The organism is Micromonospora sp. NPDC049060 (genome assembly GCF_040649055.1).
Taxonomy (GTDB): domain Bacteria; phylum Actinomycetota; class Actinomycetes; order Mycobacteriales; family Micromonosporaceae; genus Micromonospora; species Micromonospora reichwaldensis.
Window position 1 is genome coordinate 91688 of the sequence record NZ_JBEZEV010000003.1, and the last position, 17364, is coordinate 109051.

The following is a 17364-nucleotide window of genomic DNA, read 5'->3' on the forward strand; positions in this document are numbered from 1 at the left end:
AAGTGACCGAGCCGCTGCTCGTCGACCGCACCGACGCCGTCGTCACCCTGACGCTGAACCGCCCCACGGCGATGAACGCGCTCGACGTCGCGCTCAAGGAGGCGCTGCGGGACACGCTGGCCGAGTTGGAGACCGACCGGTCCTGCCGCGCGGTGGTGCTCGCGGGCGCGGGTCGGTCGTTCAGCGCCGGCCAGGACCTGCGTGAGCACGTGCAGACCCTGGAGTCCAGCGACGGCAACCCGCTGGACACCGTCCGCGCGCACTACAACCCGATCGCCGCCCGGCTGGCCAACCTGCCCAAGCCGGTGGTCGCCGCCGTGCGGGGCATGGCCGCCGGGGCGGGCGCCTCGCTGGCGTTCCTCGCCGACATCCGCATCGGCGGGCCGTCGACCAGCTTCCTGATGGCGTTCGCCAAGGTCGGGCTCGCCGCCGACACCGGCGCCTCCTGGACGCTGCCCCGGCTGGTGGGGCACGCGAAGGCCATCGAGCTGCTGATGCTGGCCGAGCCGGTGGGCGCCACGGACGCCTGCCAGATCGGGCTGCTCAACCGCCTGGTGGAGGACGACGAGCAGGTGCTGCCGACCGCGCAGGAGCTGGCCGCCCGGCTGGCCGCCGGCCCGACCGTCGCGTACGGGGCGATCAAGCGGCAGCTCTCCATCGCCGACGCGGGCACGCTGGCCGACGCCCTGTCCGCCGAGGCGCAGGCGCAGTCGATCTGCGGGGGCACCGCCGACCACCGCGCCGGCACCCTGGCCTTCGTCAACAAGCAGAAGCCGGTCTTCGAGGGCCGCTGACGCCTCCCCCGGGCCGGCCCGGCCCCGCATTCCACCGCCGGTGGGCCGGGCGGCCGTCGCCGGTCGGGTCAGTCGTCCTCCTCCGGATCCTGGTTGGCCTCCGCGCCAAGCACGAACGCCTGCATGGCCAGCTCGTCGCCGGAGGGCGAGACGAAGGCCGGCAGCTCGCGGGGGCCCAACTCCTGCACGTAGGCCCAGAACAGGCGGACCGCCTCGGCGGGCGACGCGGCCTCGATCGGCAGGTCCAGGCTGACCAGCCAGGAGCGCCGCTGCGGCGGCGGGCCGAGCCGGTCGGCCAGGGCCCGGAAGGCCGCCGGGTCCAGCGCCGTCACCGGCCCGTCGAGCGCCAGCGCGTCAGCCGGCGCCGGCTCGTCGAAGGCCCGCCGGGTGTACGCCACCACCAGCGGCGCCTCGACCTGCTCGGACTGCGGGTCGTCCGGGTCCTCCCGCTCCTCGCCGCCGGCCCCGGTGACCCGGCCCAGCGCCACCAGCCGGGGCGGCGCGTCGACCAGCACGGCCACCCGGTCGCCGGGGCGGGGTCGGGCGGCGTCGGCCAGGCCGGTCAACTCGAGCGTGTCGTGGTGGACGAGCCGCTCGGCCTCGTAGCGCCCGGTGGGCAGCAGCACCGCCCAGGCGCCCGTGCCGTCGGCGGGGCGCGCCCCGTCCACCCGGTGCGCGGTGTCGGTCGTCATGGCCTCCATCCCATCACGCCGCCCGCGCCGCCACGACGTGGCAGCCCGCAAGGTGGTCGTCGACCATCCCGGTGGCCTGCATCAGCGCGTAGGCCGTGGTCGGGCCGACGAAGCGGAAGCCCCGCTTCTTGAGCGCCTTGGCCATCGCGGTGGACTCGGCGGTCAACGCCGGCACCTCCGCGAACGACGTGGGTCGGGCCGGCCGGGGCGGCGGGGCGAAGGACCAGAGCAGCGCGGAGAGCCCCTCTGGAAGCTCCAGCGCCGCCCGGGCGTTGGCGATCGCCGCCTCGATCTTGGCCCGGTTGCGGACGATGCCGGCGTCGGCGAGCAGCCGGGCGACGTCGGCGTCGCCGTAGTCGGCCACGGTCTCGATCCGGAACTCGTCGAAGGCCAGCCGGAACGCGGGACGTTTGCGCAGGATGGTCAGCCAGGACAGCCCCGACTGGAACGCCTCCAGCGTAAGCCGCTCGTAGAGCGCGTCGTCGCCGCGCAGGGGCCGGCCCCACTCGGTGTCGTGGTAGGCGGCGTAGTCGGGGGTGCTGTGCCCCCAGCCGCATCGCGGCAGCCCGTCGGCGCCGATCACCAGGTCAGTCACACGTCCACGCTAGGGCACGGCCCCGACGGGCCCGCGCCCTGCGGCCCCGCGCAGCGCCCCGGCCGCCGGGCCCGGTCCGCCCGGGTTCGCCGACATCGGGGCGTCCCGGTCACGCCGACACCCCGATGTCGGCGACATCGAGTCGATCAAGCCAAGTCGCCCGACGGGGCACGATCCACGGCCGCCCCGGTCAGGGGAGCCGGCCCTGCTCCACCAGCCGACCGAACTTCTTCAGTGCCTGGCTGAGGCTGAACTTCGACCCGGGCCAGAGCACCGGCCAGGCCACCCGGCCCGCCGGCCCACCGGGCAGGTGGAACCACTCGTGCCAGACCACCTGGGTGCGGTTCCGCTCCAGCGGCGTGCAGCGGAGCACGCCGGGGCCGCGCAGCAACTTCCCGCAGTGCACCACGCCCACCTCGTAGGGCGCGTCCACCCGGACCACCCGCATCTCGTCACGCAGCACGGCGGGGCCGAGCGCCGTGACCGCCTCGACCAGGCTGCCCTCGCCGCCGTCGCCCTCGACCACCCGGACGGTGGTGAAGGGGATCCAGTCCGACTGCCGCTCCCAGGCGGTCAGCGCCGCGAAGACCCGTTCCGCCGGCGCGTCGACGATCACCGTGGCGGTGACCTCGCCCGCGCCGGGCTGCGCCACGTCGCGCAGGTCGTCGCCGGGTTCCGGACCGGTCACTTCGACTCCGACCCCGACCCGACCACCGGGCCGGGGCTGGTCGCGTCACCCGCCGGCTGTGTCGTGCCGTCGCCCGCGTCGGTCCGGTTCACGGCCGTGTCCCCCGCGCCGGGCCGGTCCACGGCGGTGTCGGCCGCGTCAGACCGGTCCACGGCGGTGTCGGCCGCGTCAGACCGGTCCACGGCGGTATCGCCCGCCTCCGTCTGGTCCACGGCGGTGTCGGCGTCGGTGTCGCCGGTCCGGTCGGCGGTGCGGTCGGTGCCGGGCCGGGCGAAGGCGGCGTCGCCGGGGTGCCCGGTGGCTGCGGAGCCGGCCGGCGTCGCGTCCTTCGCCGCCGACGCGACGGTCGGGCCCGCGAACGCGGGGATCGGCGCGACGACCACGTCGGTGTCCCCCGGTGCGTCCGGGCGGTCGGCCCCGACCGGCACCGTCCCCCGGGCCTCCGGCGACGACTCGGCGGCGGCCCCGGCCGCCTGCTCCCGCGCCCGGCGCAGGGCGTCGGCATCCGCCGTCCGCCCCTCGCGCAGCGCGGCGACCTCCGCCTCCAGCACGCCGATCAGCTCGGACTTGTAGCCGATGTCGTAGGCCGCCCGGCGCAAAGCGTGGTCGACCTGGGCCATGCGGTAGCCCCGCAGCGCCGTGTCGAACCGGACCTCACCCACGTCGGACTCGGCGAGCGGGCGGGACGCCGGCAGCGGCACGGACCGTCCGTCCGGCTCGGCCGGCACCAGGCCGGGATCCCGGCCGGAGACCAGCACCGTCACCCCGAACACGACCGCCGCGACGGTCAACGCCACGACCAGCAGGAGCAGAACCTGACCCATGCACAGATCGTGGCATGTCGAACCGCCGGGAGCGACCCCGCCACCCGCCGCGCCCCGGATCCGTGCCGAAGACCCCCGCCCGACGCACCCGTACGGGAGGCGGCGACGGCGGACCGGCGGGGTCCGACCCGGGCGGACCGGCTAGCGTCGTCATCGGCCGACGGCGGGGACGGGTCGGCGGTGACCTTCAGGAGGCGGCATGGCCGGGGCGCTTCGGCTCGGTGGGCGCACGTTCGGCCCGGACGAGCTGGTGGTGATGGCGATCGTCAACCGCACGCCGGACTCGTTCTTCGACCAGGGCGCGACCTTCGCGCAGGACAGCGCGCTGCGCGCCGTGGAGCGGGCGGTCGAGGAGGGCGCCGAGATCATCGACATCGGCGGGGTCAAGGCCGGTCCCGGCGCCGAGGTCGACGTGGCCGAGGAGATCCGTCGCACGGTGGCGACCATCGCCGCCGTCCGGGCCGCCTTCCCGGACGTGGTGATCTCGATCGACACCTGGCGGGCCGAGGTGGCGGTGGAGGCGGTGGCGGCGGGCGCCGACCTGCTCAACGACACCTGGTCCGGCGCCGACCCGGCCCTGGCCCAGGTGGCGGCGCAGACGGGCGCCGGCCTGGTCTGCTCGCACGCCGGCGGCCTGGCGCCCCGGACCCGCCCGCACCGCGCGGCCTTCGCCGACGTGGTCGCCGACGTGCTCACGACGGTGACCGGGCTCGCCGACCGCGCGGTCGCGCTGGGCGTACGCGCCGACGGGATCCTGATCGACCCGGCGCACGACTTCGGCAAGAACACCCGACACTCCCTGGAGATCACCCGCCGGCTCGGCGAGCTCTCCGGCACCGGCTGGCCGCTGCTGGTGGCCCTGTCGAACAAGGACTTCATCGGCGAGACGCTGGACCTGCCGGTGGCCGAACGGCTGGAGGGAACGCTCGCGGCCACGGCGGTCTCGGCCTGGCTGGGCGCCCGGGTGTTCCGCGCGCACCAGGTCCGCCCCACCCGGCGGGTGCTCGACATGGTCGCCTCGATCCGGGGCGACCGTCCGCCGACGCTGACCCGGCGCGGCCTCGCCTGACCGTCGAGGTCAGGACCAGCGCAGGATGTTCTTGCGCCAGGCGTAGAGGATGCCGAGCGCCAGCACCGCGACGAAGACCGCCATCTCCACGACCGTGACCATGCCGAACCCCGGCCGGTCGAAGACGACCGCCCACGGGAAGAGGAACACCGACTCCACGGCGAACAACACGTAGAGGTACGCGTACACGTAGTAACGGATCTGCATCTGCGCCCAGTCGGCGCCGACGGGGTCGAGGCCGCACTCGTAGCTGGTGCGCTTGCCGAAGGGATCCGCCGGACGGGCAGGGCGTAACACCCGGTTGGCCGAGAACGCCGTAACGAAGAAGAGGACGCTGGCGAGCAGCAGCAGCCCGAGCGTCGCGTACGAGCCCAGGTAACCGGTCACGGTCGCTGAGCCTACCGCTCCTCGTCGCGGCTCGGGTCGAACCCGTTACGGATTCGTTTCCCGGCGGGACTAGTGCCCTCTGGCAACAATTGTCGAATATTGGGATCTCACTCATCGTCACCGGAGGACAGATGGCTCGCGTGGACGTACGGCCTAGCCGGCGGGCGCGTGACCGACGCGTCGTGCCCCTGTTGGCGATCGGCCTCGCGGTCGGACTGACCGTCGCCGCGGTGCCCGGCTGGGCGACCGCCGCACCGACCGCCGCCCGGGCCGCCTCCATCGCGACCGAGCCGGCCGGCGAGCCGGGCGGAGACACTCCCACCGCGGATCCGACGGACACGGGGCCGGTGCCCACCGAGGCGCCCTCGACCACCGCGCCGCCGCCGGAGACCACGCCACCGGCCCCGACGACCGAGCCGGCCCCGACGACGACGGCCCCGGAGCAGCCGGCGCCGACCACCGCCGCGCCGACCACCGCCGCACCGCCCCCGGCGCCGTCGGTGCCGCCGGTCCGGCCCTCCGCGCCCGCCGCCACCCCGCCGGCGCCCCTGGCCGGGGTCAGCGTCACGACCGACGACATCACCCTGACCGCCGCGTACTGGAACGCGGCGAGCACGGTGACCACGCTCCGGGTGACCATCACGAACACGGGCGCCACGCCCGCCCGGATCGGGCTGTCCTACACGCTGCCGGCCGGGCTGTCCGACGCCGGCACCGCGGGCTGCGCTCTGGTCGGCGGCGGGGAGCACCGCTGCGGGGAGTGGGCCAGCGCGCCCGGCGCCCGGTTCAGCACCCTGCTCCGGGTACGCGTCGACGGCGACGCCTGGAAGCGGATGCCGCTCAGCGGCTCCGTCCGGGTCACCGCGACCGCCCCCGGCGTGCCCGGCCCGGTGGGCGACGACGAGGGGTTCGCCGTGCTCTTCCCGCCCGGCCCGCCGGTGCCGGGGATCAGGCTGGACGCCGACCCGGTCTCCTTCGACATCAGTGGCGGGTCGAGCGGGCTCGACGTGCGCCTGGGCAACACCGGCAGGGTGGACGCCGAGGGCCGGATCGAGGTGGTCCTGCCGGCCGGGGTGACCGTGCCGACGCCCCCGTCCGGCTGCACCACGGTCGACCCCTCCCGTACGCGCTGCGAGCTGGGCACCCTCGCCGCCGGCCGGACCGCGCAGCTGCGGTTGCCGGTCTCCGCGACCCCCGAGGCGCAGCGGCAGGCCCCGCTGGCCGGCGCGGTGCTCGGCCAGCTCGACCCGCGCAGCGGCCGGGCCCGGCAGGTGCAGATGAGCTTCCGGATCACCGCCGCCGCCGCGCTGGCGACCCCGGTGGCCTCGCCGCCCGCGCCGACCGGGTCGCAGGGCGTGCTCGCCGCCGACGCCGCGGCCGTCAGCGGCGACGGCGGAGGTGGCTCGGTACGGCGGACGGCGATCCTGCTGATCGTGGTCTCCACGCTGCTGGTGGTGTTCGCCCTCACGCTGGCGACCACCTCCCTGCGGCGGCGGATGACCGCCCCGGCGGGTGGACCGTCCACGGCACCGACCGAGTGACCCGGGCGGCCCTGGTCCGACCGGGTCTGCGTCCCGCCCACCCCGCGACCGGTGATCTGGATTACGGCGGGCGGACGGAAACACCTCAAATCGGGGTGGAATCTCGCTGGATCGCATCCCACAGGGCGGCCTCCGAGAAGGTTGGGGCCGCGATTCGACGTAGGCTCTCAGGTGAGGTAACTACAGCGGACCGGGCCCGCCTCGGCGGGTCTGGTGCAGCGGTGCGTCAAGGAGGTCACGTGGCCGGGCAAGGCGAGGTCACCATCACGTTCAGCCGCCCGCGCGACCGCGCCCAGCGAAGCGAGGTGCAGGCGTGACCAAGCAGATCCGTCAACTGGACCGGGTGGTCATCCGGTTCGCCGGTGACTCCGGCGACGGCATGCAGCTCACCGGCGACCGGTTCACCTCGGAGACCGCGCAGCTGGGCAACGACATCTCCACGTTGCCGAACTTCCCGGCGGAGATCCGGGCTCCCGCCGGCACCCTGCCGGGCGTGTCGAGCTTCCAGGTGCACTTCGCCGACTACGACATCCTGACCCCCGGCGACTCGCCGAACGTGCTGGTGGCGATGAACCCGGCGGCGCTCAAGGCCAACCTCGCCGACCTGCCGCGGGGCGCGGACATCATCGTCAACACCGACGAGTTCACCAAGCGCAACCTGGCCAAGGTCGGCTACCAGTCGAACCCGCTCGAGGACGACTCCCTCGCCGGCTACGTGGTGCACCCGGTGGCGCTGACCTCGATGACGGTGGGCGCGCTCGCCGAGCTCGCGGTGTCCAAGAAGGACGCCGAGCGGGCCAAGAACATGTTCGCCCTCGGTCTGCTCTCCTGGATGTACAACCGGCCGTACGAGTCGACGCTGCGCTTCCTGGAGCGCAAGTTCGCCGCCCGCCCCGAGCTGGTCGCGGCGAACGTCGCGGCGTTCCGGGCCGGCTGGAACTTCGGCGAGACCACCGAGGACTTCGCGGTCCGCTACGAGGTCAAGCCGGCGAAGATGCGGCCGGGCACCTACCGCAACATCACCGGCAACGCGGCCCTGTCGCTCGGCCTGGTGGCCGCCGGCGTCCGCTCCGGGCTGCCGGTCTTCCTGGGCGCCTACCCGATCACCCCGGCCTCGGACATCCTGCACGAGCTGAGCAAGCACAAGCGCTTCGGCGTGCTCACCATGCAGGCCGAGGACGAGATCGCCGCGGTCGGCGCGGCGTTGGGCGCGTCGTACGGCGGCTCGCTCGGCGTCACCACCACCAGCGGCCCGGGCGTCGCGCTCAAGAGCGAGACGATCTCCCTCGCGGTGGCGCTGGAGCTGCCGCTGGTCATCGTCGACGTGCAGCGGGCCGGTCCCTCCACGGGCATGCCCACCAAGACCGAGCAGGCCGACCTCAACATGGCGCTCTACGGCCGCCACGGCGAGGCCCCGATCGCGGTGATCGCGCCGAAGTCGCCGTCGGACTGCTTCCACGCGGCCATCGAGGCGGCCCGGATCGCGCTGACCTACCGCACGCCGGTCATCCTGCTGTCCGACAACTACGTCGCCAACGGCTCCGAGCCGTGGCTGCTGCCCGACGTCGAGTCGCTGCCCGACCTGCGGGTCGAGTTCGCCACGAAGCCCAACGGCGACGACGGCACCACGTTCCTGCCCTACCTGCGCGACCCGGAGACCCTGGCCCGGCCGTGGGCCGTCCCGGGCACCGCCGGGCTGGAGCACCGCATCGGCGGCCTGGAGAAGGCCGACAAGACCGGCGACATCTCGTACGACCCGGCGAACCACGACTTCATGGTGCGCACCCGGGCGGCCCGGATCGAGACGATCCCGGTGCCGGACATCGAGGTCGAGGACCCGGACGGCGACGCCCGGGTGCTGGTGCTCGGCTGGGGCTCCACGTACGGGCCGATCGGCGCGGCGTGCCGGGGCCTGCGCCAGCGCGGCCACGCCATCGCGCAGGCGCACCTGCGGCACCTCGCCCCGATGCCGGCCAACCTCGGCACGGTGCTGCGCTCCTACGACCGCGTGGTGATCCCCGAGATGAACCTCGGCCAGCTCGCCCACGTGATCCGGGCGAAGTACCTGGTCGACGCGATCGGCTACAACCAGGTCCGCGGCCTGCCGTTCACCGCCGCCGAGCTGGAGACGATGCTGGAAGAGGTCCTGAAGAATGTCTGAGCCCGTCGCCCTCAAGCTCACCGCCAAGGACTTCAAGTCCGACCAGGAGGTGCGCTGGTGCCCCGGCTGCGGCGACTACGCGATCCTCGCCGCGATCCAGCAGTTCATGCCGGAGCTGAACATCCCGCGCGAGCGGATCGTCTTCGTCTCGGGCATCGGCTGCTCGTCGCGCTTCCCGTACTACATGAACACCTACGGGATGCACTCGATCCACGGCCGAGCCCCGGCGATCGCCACCGGCCTGTCGGCCAGCCGCCCCGACCTGTCGGTCTGGGTGGTCACCGGTGACGGCGACGCGCTCTCCATCGGCGGCAACCACCTGATCCACGCGCTGCGCCGCAACGTCAACCTGAAGATCCTGCTGTTCAACAACCGGATCTACGGCCTGACGAAGGGGCAGTACTCGCCGACCTCCGAGGTCGGGAAGGTCACGAAGTCGACCCCGGCCGGCTCGGCCGACGCGCCGTTCAACCCGCTGTCGCTCGCCCTCGGGGCCGAGGCAACCTTCGTGGGCCGCACCATCGACTCGGACCGCAAGCACCTCCAGTCGGTGCTGCGGGCGGCGGCGGAGCACCAGGGCTCGGCGTTCGTGGAGATCTACCAGAACTGCAACATCTTCAACGACGGCGCGTTCGACCAGCTCAAGGAGCCGGCCACCCGCGACGACTTCCTGATCCGGCTGGAGCACGGGCAGCCGATCACGTTCGGCAAGGACGGGCAGTTCTGCGTCGTGCACCCGCCCGGCGGGTTCGGCCTGGAGGTCCGGGAGACCGCGTCGGTCAGCCCGGGTGAGATCGTCGTGCACGACGCGACGGTCACCGACCCGGCGTACGCCTTCGCGCTCTCCCGGCTGCCCGGCCTGGACCTGCGGAACACCCCGATCGGCGTGTTCCGCTCGGTGGACCGGCCGTCGTACGACAGCGTGGTGCAGGAGCAGCTCGCCGAGGCGAAGGCGAAGGTCACCGAGACCCCGGAGCAGCAGCTCGCCGGGCTCCTCGCCAGCGGGGACACCTGGACGATCCTCTGACCGGCGCGACCGGCCGCCCCTGAGCGAGGAGTCGGGGAGGCTGGCCGCCCAAGGGGCCAGAACCGCGAGAAGGGTCCGCCACCGACTGGTGGCGGGCCCTTCTACGGTTGCTGGAACTCAGGAGCCGGGGTTGCACCCCATGTCACGTTGAGTGACAGGACCCATCTCCTCGCGATTCGCTACGTTCAGTAACGGCGATTTCGACACTGAAGCGAATCCCGACTGCCGCCAATCAGGCTGGCAGGCCTATTACCAGCGGATTCAGCGAATTTCGCGGCACCGAGTCGGCCCGACCCTGTGCGCCCTTTGCTCTGCAGCCACATACGCACCAGGTACTCAGGGTCGCTGGCGCATATACGGATGCAGAGCAAAGGGCGCGGACTGCAGTGGCGCCCGGAGGATGAGTTGTTACCGAAGGTGACCACAGATGGTGCGTTGTCCACGCGAAGAGCGGGTGACGGCTCGGGCCTCCCGGATCGGACGTTTGCGACCGGCCGCCAACGCCCGACCGATCAGGACGACCGCAGGCCAAGGGACCGGAGGCCAGGACGACCGCAGGCCAGAACGACCGGAGGCCAAGGGCGACTACAGATCAGGGGACAGGGCGACCACGGATCAGGGGGCAGTGGTCGCCTGCGGGCGGTCGTCGCGTACGTGCACCAGCATGTCGCCGGTCTCGATGACCGCGCCGGCCTTGTCGGCCAGGGTGACCACCTTGCCCCGGCGAACCAGGGCGATGACCAGCGATTCCAGCTCGCGGGGGGAGCGGCCCACCTCGGAGCGCTCGGCGGAGCGCATCGCCAGCGCCATGCCCTGGCCGGGGGTGAGCAGGTCCTCCACCACGTCGATCAGCGGCGGGGCCGAGGTGGACAGGCCCAGCAGTCGGCCGGCGGTGGCCGAGGAGACGATCACGTGGTGGGCACCGCTCTGCTTGAGCAGCGGGGCGTTCTCCGCCTCCCGGGCGGCGGCGATGATCCGCACCTGCCCGGCGGTGAGCTGCCGTACGGTCAGCGCCACCAGGACCGAGGCGTCGTCGCTGTCGGTCGCGATGATCACCGCCTTGGCGTTGCGTACGTGCGCCTCGTTGAGCACCGACGAGCGGGTCGCCGAGCCCTCGATCGCCACCAGGCCGGCCGAGGTGGCCTGCCGCAGCGCCGGACCGCTGCGCTCCACCACCACGATCCGGGACTTGTCGAGCCCGTTCTCGAGCAGGGCGGAGACCGCGCTGCGGCCCTTCGTGCCGTAGCCGCAGATGATGACGTGGTCCTTCACGGCTCTCCTCCACCGCGACAGGCGACGCCCGGTGCGGTACTGCTCGGTCAGCACTTCCAGGGTGGTGCCGACCAGGATGATCAGGAAGATCACCCGGGCCGGCGTGATGTAGACGACGTTGATCAGCCGGGCCGTCTGGCTGACCGGGGTGATGTCCCCGTAGCCGGTGGTCGAGAGGGTGACCACCGCGTAGTAGAAGCAGTCGAGGAGGGTCAGCGCGTCCTCGTTGACGTCGCGGTAGCCGTCCCGGTCGAGGTAGACCACGGCGACGGTGGCGAAGACCAGGCCGATGGCGGCGGCCAGCCGGAGACTCAGCGCGCTCAGGGGGCCCCGTCGCTGGGCGGGAAAGTGGATCACGTGAGGACCTGTCCCGGCCCTGTCGTCGCCTGCACGACCACAACATAGCGGCCTTCGCGGATCTCGCATGGCGGGGTCGTCGACCCGGGGCGCCACGGCTCACCCCCGGCTCACCCGCCGACGCGCGGCACGACGGGACGACCCGCGCGCCCGACAGGGGGCATGATGGGGGTGTCCCGGACGACGAGCCCGAGAGTGAGGCCCGCATGTCGTTGCTGCGACGAGTGATCGGCGGGGTGCTGCGCCGGCTCCGGCTGCGGCAGGGCCGCACGCTGCGCGAGGTGGCCGATGCCGCCGGAGTGTCGGTGCCCTACCTGTCCGAGGTCGAACGCGGTCGCAAGGAGGCCTCCTCGGAGGTGCTCGCGGCGATCTGCCGGGCGCTCGGCATCCACCTGTCCGACCTGCTGGAGGAGGCGCGCGACGACCTGCGTCGGGTCGAGCCGCGCATCCCGGCCGCGCCCCGGGCCGGCCTGGCCCGGCTGGAGCGGGCGGAGGTCGGCCGGCCCGACGCCGTCACCCCGGCCGTGCGGGTCGCTCCCCGGGCCGGTGGCCCCCTGCTCCACCTGGCTCCGCGCCCGGGCGGCACGACCCTGCGGGTCGGGCGGCCCGCCTCCGCCGTGGGCGGGCGCTCCGGCCCGCGTACCCGCGTCGCGCTGGGCTGCGGGCGGACGCGGGCGGGCGCGCGGACGTTGACCGTCGTCTAGGCCGGCCGGTTCTGCCGTCGGCTGATCTGCCGCCGGCAGAATGGCTGGCCTCGCGCGTCCCGTTCCGCGCAGGCTGGACGTGCCGGTCCCCCGGGCGCCCTCCGGGCGCCCGCCGGCAGTGCCGGAAGGGCGGACGCGATGATCGGTCTCGACGTGCGGATGTTTGACGGTGGGCAGCCGTCCTTCGGCGACCAGGTGTTCGACCGGCTGCTGAAGGAGCGGATCATCTTCCTCGGCACCGAGGTCACCGACGCCTCGGCGAACCAGATCTGCGCCCAGATGCTGCTGCTCGCCGCCGAGGACCCGGAGCGGGACATCGTGCTCTACATCAACTCGCCGGGTGGCTCGGTCAGCGCGGGTATGGCCGTCTACGACACGATGCGGTTCGTCCGCAACGACGTGGCGACGGTGGCGCTCGGCTTCGCCGGCTCGATGGGGCAGTTCCTGCTCTGTGCGGGCACGGCCGGCAAGCGTTACGCGCTGCCCCACTCACGGATCATGATGCACCAGCCGTCCGGCGGGATGGGCGGCACCGCCGCGGACATCACGATCCAGGCGGAGAACATGCTGCACGTGAAGCGGACCATGCAGGAGCTGATCGCCCGGCACAGCGGGCGCAGCCTGGAGGAGATCCAGCGGGACTGGGACCGCGACCGGTGGTTCACCGCCGAGCAGGCCCGCGAGTACGGCCTGATCGACCGGGTGGTCACGAGGGCCGAGCAGCTCCCGGGGAGCTGACGGAGCCGGGCCGCGACGGGAGGCGGCGACACCGGCGCCGGACGCGCCCCCTCGATCCGCGTCCGACCTCCGGTACGCGATGGCCATCGCCGTGCTGGCCGCCGATAGACGGAGCCTATTCCCGCCAGTGGGAATCCGCGCGGACTGCCGGCGCAGCGTCTTGTGCACAATTCTCGTTACGTCCGCCTACGCCGCGTAGCGCAGGTGTTCGCCGTCCGGCGCGCAGGACCGGTAGCGTGCCTGGGCGTGATCGAATCCGAGCACCCGCATGACACCCGATCGTCCTACGACGCCCTGGCCGTCGACTACGCCGAGCGGTTCCAGGACGAACTGGTCGCCAACCCGTGGGAGCGGGCGGTTCTCACCGCCTTCGCCGACCTCGTGCGCGCCGCCGGTAACGGGCCCGTCGCCGACGTCGGCTGTGGCCCCGGCCGGCTCACGGGGTACCTGCACGGGCTCGGGCTCGACGCGTTCGGCATCGACCTCTCCCCGCGGATGGTCGAGGTCGCCCGCCGGGCCCACCCCGACCTGCGCTTCGACGTGGGCGCGATGCCCGATCTGGGGCTGCCCGACGCCTCCCTCGGCGGCATCGTGGCCTGGTACTCGACCATCCACGTCCCGGACGACCTGCTCCCGGCCACCTTCGCGGACTTCCACCGGACGTTGACGCCCGGCGGTCACCTGGTGCTGGCGTTCCAGGTCGGCGACGAGCCGCTGCACCTGACCGAGGCGCTCGGCCACCCGGTCTCGCTGGAATTCCGGCGCCGCCGACCCGACCGGGTCGCCGAGCTGCTGACCGACGCGGGGCTGGACGTCCGCGTCCGGCTGGTGCGCGAGCCCGAGGCCTTCGGCGGCCAGCCGGAACGCACGCCGCAGGCGTACCTGGTGGCCCGCCGGCCGGCCGGCTGAGGCGCCGGGTCAGCGTGCGACGGTGAGCACCACCTTGCCGAGCGCCCGGCGTCCCTCCAGGTCGGCGTGCGCGGTGGCGGCGTCGGCCAGCGGGTAGGTCGAGACCAGCGGTCGCCACCAGCCCTGCCCGGCCAGCTCCAGCGACCGGGCGGCCAGCGCCGGGATGCCGCCGGGCAGGGCGCGCAGCCGCTGACCCAGCCAGCCCACGGTCAGGCCCCGGCCGATGACGTCGCCGGTGTCGATCCGGGTCGCCTCGCCCGCCGACCAGCCGAACATCATGAACCGGCCGCCCGGCCGCGTCAGCTCCAGGGCGGCCCGGCCCACCGCGCCGCCCACCCCGTCGTACACCAGGCTCAGGCCGCCGACCCGGTCCCGCACCGTTTCGATCCAGTCCGGGTGGCCGTAGTCCACCACGAGGTCCGCGCCCAGCTCGCGCAGCTTCGCCGTCCGGTCGGCACCGCGCGCCGCCGCCACCACGGTGGCGCCGGTCGTCCGCGCGGCCTGCGCCAGCAACCAGCCGACCCCGCCGGCCGCCGACGGCATGAAGACGACGTCGTCCGCCGTCGGCGGCTCCAGATCGAAGACCCCGAGGGCGGTACGGCCCGTGCCGACCGCGGCCACCGCCTCGGCGTCGCTCAGCCCCGGCGGTACGGCGTACAGGGAGCCCACGTCGGTGACCGCCTGCTCGGCGTACCCGCCCGGCACCATGCCCAGGTGCGCGACGACCCGCCGCCCGCGCCACGCCCCGTCCACGCTCTCGCCCAGCTCGTCGACGACGCCGGCGACCTCGCGGCCGGGGACGGTGGGCAGGTCGGGCAGCGGGAGCGGGCCGCCGGCCTCGCCCCGGCGCAGGGTCGTGTCGAGCAGGTGCACGCCGCTGGCCGACACCGCGATCCGGACCTGGCCGGGGCCGGGTGTCAGGTCGGGCAGGTCGTCGAGCACCAGGTTTCCGGGGGGACCGAACTCGTGAAGCCGAATGGCACGCATGCCCCCATCCGACAACCTCAATCCCGCTTCAGGTCAACCCCGGAGTCAGACTGTCGGCACCACCATCGTGGTTCCCGTCGCCGGGGAAGGTTGGGCGAGAGCCCGATCCGGGTATCAGAAGCACCCGGACGAGACGCGGTTCCGGTCCGTCCGGGATTCGGTCCCCCGGGACGACCTTTAGACTAAGGTCACAGTCCGTAATCCGGATTCCCCCGGACAATCGGAAGGACTACACGTGATCGAGACCATGCAGATGAGGCCGATCAACCCCGAGTCGGTGCCGGAGGCCACGGGCGGTTACCACAACGCGCTGGAGGTCCAGACCGCCGGGCGGATGCTGTTCATCAGCGGGCAGATCCCCCAGTCCCGGGACGGCCACGTCCCGGCCACCCCCGAGGCGCAGTGCCGGCTGGTCTGGGACAACATCCGGGCCGTCCTCGCCGACGCCGGCATGGACGTCGACAACCTGGTCAAGGTGACCACGTTCCTGGCCGACCGCCGGCACGCCGACGTCAACACCAAGGTCCGCAACGAGGTGCTCGGCGCACACCGCCCCGCGCTGACGGTGATCGTCACCGGGATCTTCGACCCGGAGTGGATCATCGAGATCGAGGCGATCGCCGTCGCCTGACCGGCCCGTCCGACGGCCGGTCAGGCGACGATCAGCCGCCGGCAGCCGGGCCGCCGCGCCACGGGCCCGTTCGGGCCGGCTCACCGGCGCGGCCGGGCAGTCGTGGGGGAATGCTGACCGCGCAGGGCCACCACCTGGTCGCACTCCGGGCTGCGGCCCAGTTCGCGCACGTGGGCGCGGACGAGCTCGGGGATCCGGTAGCGGGCGTCCGGCAGCGCCTCGGCGAGCCCCGCGTCGACCAGGCGTTCGGCGGCGACCTCGGCGGCGGCCATCGGCTGGCCCGACAGCGCGGCGAGGTTCGACACGCTGACCAGGCCCCGGTCCAGCCGGCTCAGCAGCCGCAGGGCCCGCAGCGCCACGCCGTCGCCGTCGCCGTACCGGGTCAGCACCCGCACCGCGCCGGCAAGGCAGTCCCGGATCGACATCGACTCGCAGACCAGGGCGTCGAGCCGGGCGGCGGGATCGGCCAGCCGCTCGGCGAAGGCGGCGAGCGACCAGTTCTGCCGCGTCGCCAGCCGGGCGGCCGCGATCCGCAGGGCCAGGGGCAGCGCGTCGCAGCGCTCCACGAGCGTGCGCGCCGCCTCAGGCTCGGCGTCCACCCGCTCGGCGCCGAGGTGGTACCGGAGCATGTCGAGCGCGTCGTCCGCGTCCAGGGAGCCGACGGAGACCCGGGTGGCCCCGTCGAGGGTGGTCATCCCGGAGCGTGAGGTGACGATCAGGGCGCAGCCGACGGGCATCGGCCCGAGGACGCGTACCTGGGCGGCGGTGGCCACGTCGTCGAGGACGACCACGACCCGACGGCCGGTCAACAGGGCGGACCAGCCCGACGCGGGGTGGTCGCCCGTCGGCGACGACAACCCGAGCGCCTCGGCCAGGACCCGCACCGCCCGGGCGGCCTCCGCCGGCCCGTCGGGTGTCCCCCCGCCCATGGGTACGAACACCGACCCGCCCGGATGCTCCGCGGCCAGCTCGTGTGCGGCGCGCACCGCCAGGGCGGTCTTGCCGGCGCCGGCCAGCCCCTGGACCACGCCCGGCCGCCCGGACCGCACACCCTTGACGAGCCGGCCCAGCTCGGCCCCCCGCCCGTGCAGGGCCACCGGGTCGGCGGGGAACCGGGAGGCCGGCGGGCTCGATGTGACCACCCGTACGGGTGGGCGGGCCCCGGGATGGTGCAGCCGCAGCGCCGGATCGTTGCGCAGGATCCGCTGTTCCAGGTCGCGCAGGGACTCGCTGGGCTCGATGCCCAGCTCGTCGACCAGCAACCGCCGCAGGTCGCGGTACGCACCCAGGGCGACCGCCTGCTGGCCGTCGCGGTACAGGGCGGTCATCAGGTGGGCGTGCAGGCGCTCCCGCAGGGGATGCTGGCTGACCAGCACCTTGAGTTCCGGCAGCAGCATGCCGTGCCGGCCCAGCTCCAGCTCGGCACCGATGCGGGCCTCGACCGTGGCGATCCGGGTCTCCTCCAGGCGGGCCACCTCGGCCATCACCAGCGGGGTCGGCCGGACGTCGGCCAGCGGGGCGCCACGCCACAGCGCCAGCGCCGCGTCGAACCCCTCGACGGCGGCGTCCGGCAGGCCGGCCGCGAGGTCGGCGTGGGCCTGCCTGATCAGCCGCTCACACTCGCCGATGTCGATCGTCTCCGCGGCGACCACCAGGCGGTAGCCGGGACTGCGGGTGGTCAGGACGCGGCCGTCGCGGTCGTTCAGGGCGCGGCGCAGCCGCCACGCGTACCCGGCGACGAGGCCGCTGGCCGAGGCCGGCGGGTTGTCGTCCCAGAGTTCGGCCACCAGTTGTTCGAGCGACACCACCTGGTCGGCCTTGAGCAGCAGCATCGCCAGCAACGCGCGCTGTTTCGCCGACCCGATGCCCCGCCACTGGACGCCGTCGTGGAACTCCACCGGCCCCATCAACCGGAAACGCAGGCGGGCGGGTGGTGCTTGCCGCGGGATGGGCATCTCTGCTCTCGATTCGTGAGCGTGGTGGGAGTC

16 protein-coding genes and 1 pseudogene are annotated in these 17364 nt (G+C 73.7%); 9 read left to right on the top strand and 8 right to left on the bottom strand.

Features of this window, described 5'->3' with window-relative positions:
* The first annotated feature begins 2 nt into the window (after positions 1–2).
* Positions 3–794, top strand: coding sequence for an enoyl-CoA hydratase-related protein (locus AB0B83_RS02335; RefSeq protein WP_357576615.1), 792 nt, complete (start codon positions 3–5; stop codon positions 792–794).
* A 68-nt stretch (positions 795–862) separates the two neighbouring features.
* Here the strand turns inward: AB0B83_RS02335 and AB0B83_RS02340 are convergent, their stop codons facing one another.
* The 4 genes and pseudogenes from AB0B83_RS02340 to AB0B83_RS02355 all read right to left on the bottom strand — a co-directional run.
* Positions 863–1486: a hypothetical protein gene (locus AB0B83_RS02340; RefSeq protein WP_357576616.1), complete on the bottom strand. Its 624-nt coding sequence runs from the start codon at positions 1484–1486 to the stop codon at positions 863–865.
* A 13-nt stretch (positions 1487–1499) separates the two neighbouring features.
* The gene (locus AB0B83_RS02345; RefSeq protein ID WP_151454727.1) at positions 1500–2081 is read right to left on the bottom strand and encodes a DNA-3-methyladenine glycosylase I; all 582 of its coding nucleotides are present in this window, start codon (positions 2079–2081) and stop codon (positions 1500–1502) included.
* Between the two features lie 190 nt (positions 2082–2271).
* Positions 2272–2769, bottom strand: coding sequence for an SRPBCC family protein (locus AB0B83_RS02350; RefSeq protein WP_132231660.1), 498 nt, complete (start codon positions 2767–2769; stop codon positions 2272–2274).
* Positions 2770–3230: 461 nt separating this feature from the next.
* A pseudogene (locus AB0B83_RS02355) lies at positions 3231–3593 on the bottom strand (DivIVA domain-containing protein); the annotation flags it as partial.
* Between the two features lie 199 nt (positions 3594–3792).
* On the opposite strand from AB0B83_RS02355, the gene folP reads away from it, so the two are divergent.
* Entirely contained in the window at positions 3793–4662 is an 870-nt protein-coding gene (gene folP / locus AB0B83_RS02360; RefSeq protein WP_357576617.1) for a dihydropteroate synthase, read from the top strand.
* A gap of 9 nt (positions 4663–4671) precedes the next feature.
* Here folP and ndhC read toward each other — a convergent pair whose 3' ends face one another.
* Complete coding sequence (ndhC, locus tag AB0B83_RS02365) at positions 4672–5049, bottom strand: NADH-quinone oxidoreductase subunit A (protein WP_121396759.1); 378 nt, start codon at positions 5047–5049, stop codon at positions 4672–4674.
* 182 nt (positions 5050–5231) lie between these two features.
* Between ndhC and AB0B83_RS02370 the strand changes: the two genes are divergently transcribed.
* The 3 genes from AB0B83_RS02370 (at position 5232) to AB0B83_RS02380 (ending at position 9778) form a co-directional block, all read left to right on the top strand.
* Complete coding sequence (locus AB0B83_RS02370; RefSeq protein WP_357576618.1) at positions 5232–6590, top strand: hypothetical protein; 1359 nt, start codon at positions 5232–5234, stop codon at positions 6588–6590.
* Between the two features lie 313 nt (positions 6591–6903).
* A complete protein-coding gene (locus AB0B83_RS02375; protein ID WP_357576619.1) occupies positions 6904–8751 on the top strand; it encodes a 2-oxoacid:acceptor oxidoreductase subunit alpha in 1848 nt (615 codons plus the stop codon).
* Positions 8744–9778, top strand: coding sequence for a 2-oxoacid:ferredoxin oxidoreductase subunit beta (locus AB0B83_RS02380; RefSeq protein WP_089002176.1), 1035 nt, complete (start codon positions 8744–8746; stop codon positions 9776–9778). Before AB0B83_RS02375 ends, AB0B83_RS02380 begins: the two co-directional genes overlap by 8 nt.
* Positions 9779–10393: 615 nt before the next feature.
* On the opposite strand, the gene AB0B83_RS02385 is transcribed toward AB0B83_RS02380, so the two are convergent.
* Positions 10394–11407, bottom strand: a complete 1014-nt coding sequence (locus tag AB0B83_RS02385; RefSeq protein ID WP_121396762.1) for a potassium channel protein — start codon at positions 11405–11407, stop codon at positions 10394–10396.
* Between the two features lie 206 nt (positions 11408–11613).
* On the opposite strand from AB0B83_RS02385, the gene AB0B83_RS02390 reads away from it, so the two are divergent.
* The 3 genes from AB0B83_RS02390 (at position 11614) to AB0B83_RS02400 (ending at position 13758) form a co-directional block, all read left to right on the top strand.
* Positions 11614–12111, top strand: a complete 498-nt coding sequence (locus AB0B83_RS02390) for a helix-turn-helix transcriptional regulator (protein WP_357576620.1) — start codon at positions 11614–11616, stop codon at positions 12109–12111.
* 138 nt (positions 12112–12249) lie between these two features.
* On the top strand, positions 12250–12849 hold the full coding sequence (locus AB0B83_RS02395) for an ATP-dependent Clp protease proteolytic subunit (RefSeq protein WP_357576621.1): 600 nt from the start codon (positions 12250–12252) through the stop codon (positions 12847–12849).
* Positions 12850–13095: 246 nt separating this feature from the next.
* Complete coding sequence (locus AB0B83_RS02400) at positions 13096–13758, top strand: class I SAM-dependent methyltransferase (RefSeq protein WP_357576622.1); 663 nt, start codon at positions 13096–13098, stop codon at positions 13756–13758.
* Between the two features lie 9 nt (positions 13759–13767).
* On the opposite strand, the gene AB0B83_RS02405 is transcribed toward AB0B83_RS02400, so the two are convergent.
* The gene (locus AB0B83_RS02405) at positions 13768–14745 is read right to left on the bottom strand and encodes a zinc-binding dehydrogenase (protein ID WP_357576623.1); all 978 of its coding nucleotides are present in this window, start codon (positions 14743–14745) and stop codon (positions 13768–13770) included.
* 235 nt (positions 14746–14980) lie between these two features.
* Between AB0B83_RS02405 and AB0B83_RS02410 the strand changes: the two genes are divergently transcribed.
* Positions 14981–15376, top strand: coding sequence for a RidA family protein (locus AB0B83_RS02410; RefSeq protein ID WP_151455537.1), 396 nt, complete (start codon positions 14981–14983; stop codon positions 15374–15376).
* Positions 15377–15456: 80 nt separating this feature from the next.
* Here the strand turns inward: AB0B83_RS02410 and AB0B83_RS02415 are convergent, their stop codons facing one another.
* Entirely contained in the window at positions 15457–17331 is a 1875-nt protein-coding gene (locus tag AB0B83_RS02415; protein ID WP_357576624.1) for an AfsR/SARP family transcriptional regulator, read from the bottom strand.
* Positions 17332–17364: the final 33 nt, after the last annotated feature.

Excerpts from the sequence above, each read along its gene's own strand:
- AB0B83_RS02340 (WP_357576616.1), bottom strand. The coding sequence starts at position 1,486 with ATGACGACCGACACCGCGCACCGGGTGGACGGGGCGCGCCCCGCCGAC.
- folP (WP_357576617.1), top strand. The coding sequence starts at position 3,793 with ATGGCCGGGGCGCTTCGGCTCGGTGGGCGCACGTTCGGCCCGGACGAG.
- AB0B83_RS02380 (WP_089002176.1), top strand. The coding sequence starts at position 8,744 with ATGTCTGAGCCCGTCGCCCTCAAGCTCACCGCCAAGGACTTCAAGTCC.
- AB0B83_RS02390 (WP_357576620.1), top strand. The coding sequence starts at position 11,614 with ATGTCGTTGCTGCGACGAGTGATCGGCGGGGTGCTGCGCCGGCTCCGG.
- AB0B83_RS02395 (WP_357576621.1), top strand. The coding sequence starts at position 12,250 with ATGATCGGTCTCGACGTGCGGATGTTTGACGGTGGGCAGCCGTCCTTC.
- AB0B83_RS02405 (WP_357576623.1), bottom strand. The coding sequence starts at position 14,745 with ATGCGTGCCATTCGGCTTCACGAGTTCGGTCCCCCCGGAAACCTGGTG.
- AB0B83_RS02415 (WP_357576624.1), bottom strand. The coding sequence starts at position 17,331 with ATGCCCATCCCGCGGCAAGCACCACCCGCCCGCCTGCGTTTCCGGTTG.